Origin of the sequence: Bradyrhizobium liaoningense, assembly GCF_018130825.1 — a bacterium.
GTDB classification, from domain to species: domain Bacteria; phylum Pseudomonadota; class Alphaproteobacteria; order Rhizobiales; family Xanthobacteraceae; genus Bradyrhizobium; species Bradyrhizobium liaoningense_B.
In genome coordinates this window covers 211852-222723 of sequence record NZ_JAFCJS010000007.1, presented here as the reverse complement: position 1 = coordinate 222723, position 10872 = coordinate 211852, and the positions used below count along the sequence as shown (strand labels likewise).

10 protein-coding genes and 1 riboswitch are annotated in these 10872 nt (G+C 65.9%); of the genes, 8 read left to right on the top strand and 2 right to left on the bottom strand.

Going from position 1 to position 10872, the window contains the following annotated elements:
* Positions 1-38: 38 nt before the first annotated feature.
* Positions 39-258: riboswitch (cobalamin riboswitch) on the bottom strand.
* A gap of 40 nt (positions 259-298) precedes the next feature.
* The gene (gene cobO / locus JQ603_RS28545) at positions 299-934 is read left to right on the top strand and encodes a cob(I)yrinic acid a,c-diamide adenosyltransferase (RefSeq protein ID WP_212344216.1); all 636 of its coding nucleotides are present in this window, start codon (positions 299-301) and stop codon (positions 932-934) included.
* Between the two features lie 5 nt (positions 935-939).
* Positions 940-2388 carry a cobyric acid synthase gene (locus tag JQ603_RS28540; protein WP_212344215.1) on the top strand — a complete coding sequence of 483 codons (1449 nt, stop codon included), beginning with the start codon at positions 940-942 and terminating at the stop codon, positions 2386-2388.
* Here the strand turns inward: JQ603_RS28540 and cobD are convergent.
* Complete coding sequence (gene cobD, locus JQ603_RS28535; RefSeq protein ID WP_212344213.1) at positions 2377-3342, bottom strand: threonine-phosphate decarboxylase CobD; 966 nt, start codon at positions 3340-3342, stop codon at positions 2377-2379. The genes JQ603_RS28540 and cobD overlap by 12 nt on opposite strands.
* A gap of 11 nt (positions 3343-3353) precedes the next feature.
* Positions 3354-4295: an adenosylcobinamide-phosphate synthase CbiB gene (gene cbiB, locus JQ603_RS28530; protein WP_245003909.1), complete on the bottom strand. Its 942-nt coding sequence runs from the start codon at positions 4293-4295 to the stop codon at positions 3354-3356.
* A 121-nt stretch (positions 4296-4416) separates the two neighbouring features.
* On the opposite strand from cbiB, the gene cobU reads away from it, so the two are divergent.
* The 6 genes from cobU to JQ603_RS28500 all read left to right on the top strand — a co-directional run bounded on the left by cobU (position 4417) and on the right by JQ603_RS28500 (position 10747).
* On the top strand, positions 4417-4920 hold the full coding sequence (gene cobU / locus JQ603_RS28525; RefSeq protein WP_212344210.1) for a bifunctional adenosylcobinamide kinase/adenosylcobinamide-phosphate guanylyltransferase: 504 nt from the start codon (positions 4417-4419) through the stop codon (positions 4918-4920).
* On the top strand, positions 4917-5699 hold the full coding sequence (gene cobS / locus JQ603_RS28520) for an adenosylcobinamide-GDP ribazoletransferase (protein WP_212344207.1): 783 nt from the start codon (positions 4917-4919) through the stop codon (positions 5697-5699). Before cobU ends, cobS begins: the two co-directional genes overlap by 4 nt.
* A 4-nt stretch (positions 5700-5703) precedes the next feature.
* Complete coding sequence (gene bluB / locus JQ603_RS28515) at positions 5704-6336, top strand: 5,6-dimethylbenzimidazole synthase (protein ID WP_212344206.1); 633 nt, start codon at positions 5704-5706, stop codon at positions 6334-6336.
* A gap of 225 nt (positions 6337-6561) precedes the next feature.
* Positions 6562-7605: an ABC transporter substrate-binding protein gene (locus tag JQ603_RS28510; RefSeq protein WP_212344205.1), complete on the top strand. Its 1044-nt coding sequence runs from the start codon at positions 6562-6564 to the stop codon at positions 7603-7605.
* Positions 7602-10292 (top strand): hybrid sensor histidine kinase/response regulator, encoded by a 2691-nt coding sequence (locus JQ603_RS28505; protein WP_212344204.1) that lies wholly within the window; start codon positions 7602-7604, stop codon positions 10290-10292. The genes JQ603_RS28510 and JQ603_RS28505 overlap by 4 nt, the downstream gene beginning before the upstream one ends.
* 284 nt (positions 10293-10576) lie before the next feature.
* A complete protein-coding gene (locus tag JQ603_RS28500; protein WP_212344202.1) occupies positions 10577-10747 on the top strand; it encodes a hypothetical protein in 171 nt (56 codons plus the stop codon).
* Positions 10748-10872: the final 125 nt, after the last annotated feature.

The window sequence follows — 10872 nt, the reverse complement described above, 5'->3', positions numbered from 1 at the left end:
GTCCGTTTCCCCGTCGCGGAACACCCCGTCCGCCGGTCCAAAACTCGTCCGCGCTGGCAGGTCTCCCGGCTTGCGGAGCAGGGTTTTGCCCTTCGATCCCCGCCTTCCCGATTCCCTAGGGAATCAGTGGCTTCGGGCATCTCTCCGGTCACGGTCGCGGGGGCGGCTGCATTTTGGACCCAAATCTTGCTGATTCGGACCCTATCGCATTCCCTCTTCGCCTGTCATAGGACAGGAACCAACGCCGGGCCACCATTTGCCCCCGGCCGCCTCTTGTCAAGCCGAAGGACCGGGACCGATGACGCCTGAACCGGATACCCAAACAACAGAGGAAACCGACGCCCGGCACGCCCAGAAGATGGCGAAGAAGAAGGCCGCCCGCGACAAGATCATGGCGACCAAGAGCGGCGAAAAGGGCCTCATCATCGTCCATACCGGCGCGGGCAAGGGCAAGTCCTCCTCCGCCTTCGGCATGATCGTCCGCTGCGTCGCCCATGGCTTCCCCTGCGCGGTCGTGCAGTTCATCAAGGGCGCCTGGGATACCGGCGAGCGGCGCCTGCTCACGGGCCATTTCGGCGACCTCTGCCAGTTCCACGCGATGGGCGAAGGCTTCACCTGGGAGACGCAGGACCGTGCCCGCGACATCGCCGCCGCGCGCGCCGGCTGGGAGAAGGCCAAGGAGCTGATCCTCGATTCCAATTTGCGCATGGTGGTGCTCGACGAGATCAACATCGCGCTGCGCTACGACTATCTCGACATCGCCGAGGTCGTCGATTTCCTGACCACGCAGAAGCCGCCGATGACACACGTTGTCCTCACCGGGCGCAACGCCAAGGACGAGTTGATCGAGATCGCCGATCTCGTCACCGAGATGACGCTGGTGAAGCATCCCTTCCGCTCCGGCATCAAGGCGCAGGCCGGCGTCGAGTTCTGAATTCGATGGCGCGCGCATTGATGATCCAGGGGGCCGGCTCGGACGTGGGCAAATCGCTCATCGTCGCCGGCCTCGCGCGCGCCTTCACGCGGCGGGCCTTGCGCGTGCTTCCGTTCAAGCCGCAGAACATGTCGAACAATGCGGCCGTCACGGTCGATGGCGGCGAGATCGGTCGCGCCCAGGCGCTGCAGGCGCTTGCCGCCGGCGTCGAGCCGCACACGGACATGAACCCGGTGCTGCTCAAGCCCGAGACCGATGTCGGCGCACAGGTCGTCGTCCACGGCAAACGCATTGCGACCGCGCGTGCGCGCGAATATGCGGCGATGAAGCCGTCGCTGATGGGTGCGGTGATCGAGAGCTTTGAGCGGCTGAAGGCGCGATCTGATCTGGTGCTGGTCGAAGGCGCCGGCAGTCCGGCCGAGGTCAACCTGCGCAAGGCCGACATCGCCAATATGGGCTTTGCTCGCAAGGCCGATGTTCCTGTCGTGCTGGTCGGCGACATCGATCGCGGCGGCGTCATCGCCCAGCTCGTCGGCATCAGGACGGTGATCGATCCTGAAGATGCTGCGATGATTCAGGGTTTTGTCATCAACAAGTTCCGCGGCGATCCCACGCTGTTCGACGATGGCTACAGACTGATCGAGGCAAAAACATCGTGGCGCGGTTTTGGCGTGCTGCCCTGGTTTCCGCGAGCCGGCGAGCTGCCGGCCGAGGACGCGCTGGGCCTGAGCGACGCGCGCAAGCCGGGCCGCTGCAAGATCGCGTGCCTGGCGCTATCGCGGATTGCCAATTTCGACGATCTCGATCCACTCAAGCTCGAGCCTGGCGTCGATCTTATCATGGTGCGTCCGGGCGAGCCGATCCCCGGCGATGTCCGTCTCGTCATCATCCCCGGCTCGAAATCCACCCGCGGCGATCTCGCCTTCCTGCGCGCGCAGGGCTGGGACATCGACCTGCTCGCGCATCACCGCCGCGGCGGCCATGTGCTCGGCCTCTGCGGCGGCTACCAGATGCTCGGGCGCAGCGTTTCCGACCCTGAGGGCATCGAAGGCCCTGCGGGCGACACACCGGGCCTCGGACTTCTCGATGTCGAGACCGTGATGAGCCCGCAGAAGACGCTGACGCGCGCCACGGCCGTGCACGCCGCGACCGATCAGCCGATCCAAGCCTACGAAATCCACATCGGCCGCACCGACGGGCCGGATCGCGCGCGTCCGTTCGCCAGCCTGAACGGCGAGCCGGAAGGCGCGATCTCGCACGATGGGCGCGTGCAGGGCAGCTACTTGCACGGCCTCTTCACCTCGGACGATTTTCGCAAAGCGTATTTGGCAAAGCTCGACATTCCCGCGGGCGAAGAGCCATATCACGCCCGGGTCGAGAGCGCGCTCGATGCGCTCGCCGACCACATCGAAAAGCATCTCGACGTCGAAGGCCTGCTCGCGCTAGCGCGCTAGAACCTCGGCAAGGCGCGACCATTCGGCTTCGTTGCCTGGAAGCCCGAGCCGCAGCCATGTCGGCTCTTTCGCGAAGACGCGCGACCAGATATGGGCGCGCGCGAGCTTGTCCTGTGCAGTCAACGCGTCGGGCGTCTCGTAAAGACGAAACAGCGGCGTGCCGCCAATCAGCGACCAGCCTTGCGACTGTACCATCGCGTCGAGCCGTATGCTGTCGCGCACAAGCCGCGCCGTTGTCGCCTCGGCCCAGGCATCGTCAAACAATGCGCGGCAGCCGATGGCGATCGCCGCTCCCGAGATCGGCCATGGGCCCGATGCCGCCGCGAGCTTGCCGACATCGGCGGCATTGCCGATCGCGAACCCAAGCCGCAGGCCGGCCAACCCGTAAAACTTGCCGAAGGAGCGCAGGATCAGCAGTCTCGGCTGATCCGCGTCCGGTGCCAGCGACAGATGCGGAACGGCATCGGCAAAACTCTCGTCGACGACGAGACGGCCGACGCGCGGCAGCAGTTCAAGCAAATCATTGGGCGCGTGGCAGCGGCCATCGGGATTGTTGGGATTGACGATGATGGCGAGGTCCGCGCCTGCCAATGCCTCGAAGTCCCTGACCTCCTCGACATCCCAGCCCGTAGCCGAGAGGACCCCGGCGTATTCGTTGTAGGTCGGTGCGAGAATGCGAGCGCGGCCGCACGGCGCGAGTTGCGGCAAGAGTTGAATGGCGGCTTGTGCACCGCCCATCGCGACGAGTGGTGCGCTCGTGCGATAGGCGTGCCGCGCCGCCTGATGCAACGCATCGATCTCAGCCCGCGACGGCAGCGCGCTCCAGGCGCGCATGCTCACCTCGCCCACCGGATAAGGCACCCGGTTGATCCCGGTCGACAGATCGATCCAGTCCTCGGCGCGGCCGCCAAACCGCTGCTGGGCCAGATCGAGATTTCCACCGTGCTCGCGCATGCCCCGTTCTTTCACGCGAAGGCCAGGATCGCAAGGAGGCCGGCAAGCAGCAGCATGGCGCGGCGGTAGACGTTCAGCCCTTCGCCGATGTCGGCAGCAAGTGGATCGCGCGCGCCTTCGTTGAGCCAGGGCTCCTTCGTGACGCTGCCATGATAGATGCGGGGACCGCTGAGCCGGACGCCTAACCCACCGGCCATGGCCGCTTCCGGCCAGCCGGCATTGGGCGAGCGATGACGACGTGCATCGCGCGTCATGCACGACAGCGCCTCGGATCGCCTTGGTGCCAGCAGCACGAACAGAAACCCTGTTAGCCGCGCCGGAATGAAGTTGGCGACATCGTCGATGCGGGCCGCGGCCCAGCCAAAAGCTTCGTGGCGTTCGCTGCGATGGCCGATCATGGAGTCCAGCGTGTTGATGGCCTTGTAGCCGAGGATGCCGGGCAGGCCGAACAACGCGCCCCAGAACACCGGCGCCACGATGCCGTCGGAAGCGTTCTCGGCGAGGCTCTCGAGCGCCGCGCGCGCGATCCCGGCCTCATCGAGCGCCGCGGGATCGCGGCCGACGATGCGCGAGACCGCTTCGCGCGCGGCAGCGATATCGCCGGCCTGCAATGGCCTCGCGACGGCGGCAACGTGATCATGGAGCGAGCGCAGCGCGACCAGCGGCCAGGCGAGCACGCCGACCAGCACGATCTGGATCCAGCCTGAGGCCAGCAAGGACTGAAGCATCCAGCCGAGCGCGACGGAGAGCGCAATCACCAAAAGCGCTCCCACAACACCCGCAGCGCGGCGCAGCGCCGGCGGATCGTAATCGCGATTCCAGCCGGTATCGATCGCGCCGATCAGCCGGCCCAGCCAGGTCACGGGGTGCCCGATGCGTGCGAACAGCCAGGACGGCCAGCCCAGAAAGGCATCCACCGCCATCGCCACCACCATCGCGCCCGCAAAACCCAAATCCGCCTCCTGTCCTGCCCCTGTTGCGCAAAGCGAGGGCCGAGCGCAAGCCCCTGCCCGCCTGATTTCGGCTTTGTCTTTGGCCGCGTTTGGTGATTAGTCAGGCCCACAGGAGACCTTCATGGCCGTCATCTTGATTACCGGCGGAGCGCGATCGGGCAAGAGCAAGCGCGCGGAAGCACGCACGCGCGCTTTTCCCGGACAGCCCGTCTATGTCGCTACGGCCGAGGCGCTGGATGGAGAAATGGAGGCGCGCATCGCCAGGCATCGCGCGCGGCGCGGAACCGACTGGATCGAGCGGGAAGTGCCGCTCGATCTCGCGGCCGCGCTGGTCGCAAGCGACGGCGGCGGCGCACGGCTAGTGGATTGCCTGACGCTCTGGCTCTCCAACCTGATGCATGCCGGGCGCAACTGGGAGCACGAGGTGAACGCGCTTGCCGCGACCCTCTTCAATCTCAAGAGCCCGGTCGTGCTCGTCACCAACGAGGTCGGCCTCGGCATCGTGCCCGACAACGCACTGGCGCGCAGCTATCGCGACGCCGCCGGGATCATGAACCAGACGATTGCCGAGTTCGCCGACGAGGTCGAGTTCGTGGTTGCCGGCCTGCCGATGAAACTGAAATGATGCCGCGCGTGGAGCTTCTCAAGGACATCGTCGCCGATCTCAGGATGGCGGCATCGTTCGTCACGATCCTCCCCGTCGCATCGTCGAAACCCGCAGCCGACGGCGCCGTCGCGCGCGCGACCTGGGCCCTTCCAATCGCTGGCCTTCTGGTCGGCCTTGCCGGCGCTTTCATCTACAAGGTCGCCATCCGCCTCGGGCTGACGCCGAGCCTCGCCGCCCTGCTCGCGCTGGCGACGACTACCCTCATCACCGGCGCGCTGCACGAGGACGGCCTTGCCGACACCGCCGATGGGCTCGGCGGCGGCCGCACGCGCGAGCGCAAGCTCGAGATCATGCGCGACAGCCGGATCGGCGCTTACGGCGTCTGCGCGTTGATCCTGTCGTTCGGCCTGCGCTGGAGCGCGCTCGCAGCGATCGCCAATCCCCTGGCGGTCACGTTCGCGCTATGCGCCGCGCACGCCGCTGCACGCGCGGGCGTGCCGGCCTTCATGTCGCTGGTGCCGCCGGCGCGGCCTGACGGACTGTCGGCCAGCGCTGGAGCGCCGCCTGGCCGCAGCGTGGCCGTTGCTTTCGCGGTTGGAACGCTCGTGCTTGCGCTGGCGTTGGGGCCGGGCAAGGCATTGGTCGGCCTGATCCTGCTCTCGCTCGCCGGCTTGACGCTGGCGCGGCTTGCCATCCGCCAGATCGGCGGGCAGACCGGCGACATTCTCGGCGCGTTCGAGCAGATCGGCGAAATCCTGATCCTGCTGGTCGCCGCGGCCTTCCAGATGGGACGCTGACCTCATGGTCGAGTTCGACGACACCTTCCGCCGGCACCTGCACGAGCTGTTCGTGTGGCGCCGCGACGTGCGCCGTTTTCGCAGCGATCCGCTGCCGGACGGCGCCATTGATCGGCTGATCGAGACGGCCTGTCTGTCGCCGTCGGTCGGCCTCAGCCAGCCCTGGCGCTTCGTCGTCGTCGACGATGCGGCAAGGCGTAGCGCCGTCATCGACGACTTCAGGGCCTGCAACGCCGATGCGCTCAATTGCTACTCGGGCGACCGCGCGGCGCGCTATGCCACGCTAAAACTGTCGGGCCTCGAACAGGCGCCGGGCCACCTCGCCGTGTTCGCGGACAAGACCAGCGACATCGGCCACGGCCTTGGCCGCGCCACCATGCCGGAAACGACGGAATATTCCGTGGTCGCCGCGATCACCGCGATGTGGCTCGCCGCGCGCGCGGAAGGCATTGGCCTTGGCTGGGTGTCGATCCTGAATCCCGATCGCATCCACGCCATTCTCGACGTGCCTGACACCTGGAAATTCATCGCCTATCTCTGCATCGGGTATCCGGAAGTCGAATGCGACCAGCCCGAACTGGAGCAGGCGAAATGGGAGCACCGGCGCGGCGCGAGCGAATTTACGCTACGACGCTAGCAAGCCGCACGATCCTCCATCATTGCGAGCGCAGCGAAGGACAAGGCATCACAGAGCGTCACGGATCAGACAACGATCGAAACAGCGACTCTCTCGGCTCGTAGGAATACGGTATCGGGCTGCGCATGGCTGCGAATGAACATTCACAAGCACTTTTTCATCAATTGTGGTCGCTAGCCTTTCGGGATATGCACAGCGTCAGGGACAACTTTTGCGAAGCATTTCATGACTGAGCGGCCCGCTCCTGCCCGCGTTGTGCCGGCGGTCGCCCGCCGCGATCTCCTTCGCCTGGCGGGCGCATCTGCCGCGGGATGGCTTGTGCTCGGCGCAACACCGGATCGCATGCGGCTCGTCGCGACGCTCACGGCATTGCCGCTCGACGACGAACTGACCAAAAGAAGCATGACCGAAGCTGCGACCACGCGGCTTGGCGGGCTCATCGCGGGCCTGAGGCAACGAGGCTGGGTCGAAGGGGTCAATTTCCGTTTCGAGATCCGGTCGAGCTTCGGCGGACCGGACAAGTTGAAGACCGCCGTGCAGGAGCTCATCGATCTCAAGCCGGATGTCATCCTGACCGGCTCGACGGGTGAAACCGCGGCCGTGCTGGCGGCCACCAAGACGATCCCGATCGTTTTCGCGACCTCCAACGATCCCGTCGGCAACGGCTTCGTCGAGAGCCTCGCCCACCCCGGCGGCAACGTCACGGGCTTCACCAGCAGCACCGCCGAGATGGGCGGCAAATGGTTTCAGCTCATCAAGGAGGCCGTGCCGGACATGGCGCGTGTCGGCGTCCTGTTCAATCCTGCGAGCACGCCTCGCGCCGGACGCTTCTTTCTCGACTCCCTCGAGCAGGAGGCCGCGACATCGGGGGTTGACGTGGTCCTCGCCCCCATCGGCAAGGCGGCGGAGATCGACGGGGCGATCAGCCGCTTTTCCGAGCCGCCCAAGGCTGCGATGATCTCGCTCGTCGACAGCTTCCTGGTGGTGAACCGCCAGGCGATCGTCGCGGCAACGGCGAAGTATCGCGTTCCGATGATCTATCCGTTTCATTACTTCATGGATGCGGGCGGGCTCATGAGCTACGGGCCGACGCTGGAGGTCCGCTCGGCCGACTATGTCGACCTGATCCTGCGCGGCACCAAGGCCGGGGATCTGCCGGTGCAATCGCCGCGTAAATACGAGCTTTTGATCAACCGCACCGTCGCGCGATCGCTCGGACTGACGATCCCGTTCACGCTGCTCGCGCGCGCCGACGAGATCCGCGAGTGAACGAGCAGGTCGACCAGGGACATTTGCGGACGCCTCCCGGCCGGCTGTTCCGGAAATATCTCTACTCGATCGTTGCCCTCGCCTTTGCCGCGCTCGCCATCAACACCGGCTTCGACGTCTGGTTCTCCTATCGCGAGCAGAAGCAGCTCCTCGCGGCGATCCAGCGCGAGCAGGCGGCATCCGCGGCCATCCAGATCGGCCAGTTCATCGGCCAGATCGAAAACCAGATCAGATGGCTCTCGCGCCTGCCGCCGGAACTGTCGACCAACGAGGACGATCGCCTGAACGCCATCCGCCTGCTGCGCCTCTCGCCCGCGATCGCGGAAATTGCCGAGCTCGATGCGCAGGGCCGCGAGCTGGTGCGCGTGTCGCGCCGCGTTGCGGACAAGGTCGGCAGCAAGGCCGACCTCTCCACTTCGCCGGCCTTCCGCGGCGCCAATGAAAGCCGTGCCTATTACGGGCCTGTCTACTTCTTCGGCGACACCGAGCCGTTCATGACGCTCGCCACCCGCGGGAGCGGCCGCGCGCCCAATGTGGTCGTCGCCGAAGTCAATCTGCGTTTCATCTGGGACCTCGTCGCCGGGATCAGGGTCGGCAACACCGGCAAGGCCTATGTGGTCGACCGCATGGGGGTCTTGATCGCGCATCCGGATCTGTGGCCGGCGCTACGCCGCAGCGATCTCACCGGCCACGCGGACGTGCGCGCCGCGCTCGACGGCGTAGGCCCGCCCTCGGGCGGTCTGGTCAGGGAGGACCTGTCAGGTCAACGCGTGCTGTCGACCTATGCGACGGTGCCGTCGCTCGGCTGGCTGGTGTTCGTCGAGCTTCCGCTCACCGAAGCCTATGCCCCGATCTACGCGTCGATCGGACGCTCCACCTTTCTTCTGGTCGTCCTGCTCGCCATTGCGGTTCTGGTGTCCCTCTGGCTCAGTCGGCGCATGACAGTGCCGATCCAGATCCTGACGCAGGGCGCGCGGCGGATCGGAAGCGGCGATCTCGGCCTGCGGCTCGCGATCAGGACCGGCGACGAGCTGGAGGCGCTCGGTGACCAGTTCAACCGGATGGCCGCTCACTTGCGCGACTCCTACGCAACGCTCGAGGGCAAGGTAATCGAGCGGACCTCCGAGCTCGAAAAGGCACGCGATCAGGCCCTGGCCGAGCACGACGCTGCCGAGCGCGCGCGCAGCATTGCCGTGCAGGCCAACGAGACCAAATCGCGCTTTCTTGCCGTCGTCAGCCACGAGCTGCGCACGCCGCTGAACGGCGTCATGGGCGTGCTGCAACTGCTCGACGACGGCAGCCTCGGCGAGATGCAGCGGCGCCACCTCGCCACCGCCGCCGCATCGGGCGAAACGCTGATCGCGCTGGTCGATGCGATCCTGGAATATGCGCGCCTCGAGGCCAGCACCGAGGCGCTGGAGACGCGCGACTTCCGCCTCGACCAGCTGATCGAGGCAACCGCCGATCTGATGCGCCCGCAGGCCTTCAATAAAGGACTGACCTTCGATCTCGCCAGCGATGCGACGGTCAATACGTCAGTTCACGGCGATCCCGTCAGGCTCAACCGCATCCTGCTCAACCTGATCGGCAACGCGATCAAGTTCACCCCGCGCGGCGGGATCGCTTTGACGGCGGCCGCCGAACGGCTCGACAATCATGTCCTGCTGCACATCACCGTTCGCGATACCGGCATCGGCATCGCGCCCGACATGCATGACCGGATTTTTGAGGACTTCGTCCAGGCCGACGACAGCATTGCACGGCGGTTCGGCGGCACCGGCCTCGGCCTTGCGATCGCGCGGCGCCTCACCCGCCTGATGCGGGGCGAGCTGACGGTGGAGAGCACGCCGGGCGCCGGCAGCACGTTCAGGCTTGAAGTACCGCTCGACCGCGCCGCGAGCGGCATCGCGCAAGGCGCGCTTCCGCCGCCGTCGCGGCAGCTCCGCGTGCTGCTGGTCGACGACGATCCCGTCAATCGCCAGGTCGGCGAAGCCATTCTGAACCGGCTCGGCCATCGCCCCACCCTCGCCGGCAACGGCGCCTCCGCCGTCGCACTCGCGCGCGACCAGACGTTCGATATCATCCTGATGGATTTGCACATGCCTGACATAGACGGCGTGGAGGCAGCCTCGCTGATCGGCAAGCTCGGTTTGCCGAAGATGCCTCGCATCATCGCCGTGACCGCCGACGTATCCACCAACGCCCGCGAACGCCTCGCCGGCGCCGGCATCACCAAGGTCGTCAGCAAGCCGATCCTGATCAATGCGCTGCGCGAGGCGATCGAAGACATCCCGGACGAACCGGCCGCCGCGCAACTCGCCGCAGGCGCACTGATCGACCGGCATTTTCTCGATGACCAGAAGGAATTGCTGGGTGCGGCGCAGATCGCAAAACTCCATCAGCTCCTGCAGCAAACGAGCGAACGGCTGATCGACGATATCGCCAAGGCTGCGGCGACCGGCGACCACAAGCAGCTCGCCCGATCCGCGCACCAGCTCGGCAGCGCGGCCGGCGCGCTCGGGCTCGTCCGCCTGTTCGAGCGCTGCCGCGAGGTCGAATTGGCTGCAATCTCGATATCCCCGACGGAATGCCAGAGTGCGGCCGACGAACTTGTCGCGCTTCAGCAGGCGTCGATGAAAGCGCTGGACGATCTGCTCACGCCGGCCGAGGCGCGTTCGAGCAGCTAGCCGCTGACCCCGTGAATAAACCGCCCCTTGGTCGACTTATCCCGATGCATCATCTGACCCTACCTCAGTATGGTCACGCCATACCCGCGCACAATGGCGACAGCCAAGTGCTCCGTGCTACCTATGAACGCAGAGTGAAAAGCAACGGAACCGGCCCTACGAGCCGGCAGTTGCAGGACAAGTCCGGCGGCGTAGGCGCCCGCCGGCCTTTCTCCTGATCGAACGGCACGATGCCGCTCCAGTACTTGATGTCTACTGTCCCAGTTGGCTGCAGAGAGTACGTCATGAGAAACATCACCGATCTGCTCGTGCGGTTTTGGCATGGGAGCCAGCCCGCATCCGATACCCAGGTTGCGGCTGTCCCCGAAAACCGGGATCGATCCAGCATGGCCGATTTTGTCCGCATCCTGCAGGCCTACGATCAGGACCAGTGGAGCAACCGCGTCAGCCTATGATTCAAGCTCCCAAACAGTAGCCTCGAATTGCGCGCGACGGACCTCGGCAACTCTGAATGGACCGCCACCAAGCCGATGCGGCCGCCGCCACCTAGCGCCAAGAGGGAGATCGATCTCACGATTCC

What these genes read in the sequence shown, in the direction of transcription:
- cobO (WP_212344216.1), top strand. Translation starts at nt 299, where the DNA reads ATGACGCCTGAACCGGATACCCAAACAACAGAGGAAACCGACGCCCGG.
- JQ603_RS28540 (WP_212344215.1), top strand. Translation starts at nt 940, where the DNA reads ATGGCGCGCGCATTGATGATCCAGGGGGCCGGCTCGGACGTGGGCAAA.
- cobD (WP_212344213.1), bottom strand. Translation starts at nt 3,342, where the DNA reads ATGCGCGAGCACGGTGGAAATCTCGATCTGGCCCAGCAGCGGTTTGGC.
- cobU (WP_212344210.1), top strand. Translation starts at nt 4,417, where the DNA reads ATGGCCGTCATCTTGATTACCGGCGGAGCGCGATCGGGCAAGAGCAAG.
- cobS (WP_212344207.1), top strand. Translation starts at nt 4,917, where the DNA reads ATGATGCCGCGCGTGGAGCTTCTCAAGGACATCGTCGCCGATCTCAGG.
- bluB (WP_212344206.1), top strand. Translation starts at nt 5,704, where the DNA reads ATGGTCGAGTTCGACGACACCTTCCGCCGGCACCTGCACGAGCTGTTC.
- JQ603_RS28510 (WP_212344205.1), top strand. Translation starts at nt 6,562, where the DNA reads ATGACTGAGCGGCCCGCTCCTGCCCGCGTTGTGCCGGCGGTCGCCCGC.
- JQ603_RS28500 (WP_212344202.1), top strand. Translation starts at nt 10,577, where the DNA reads ATGAGAAACATCACCGATCTGCTCGTGCGGTTTTGGCATGGGAGCCAG.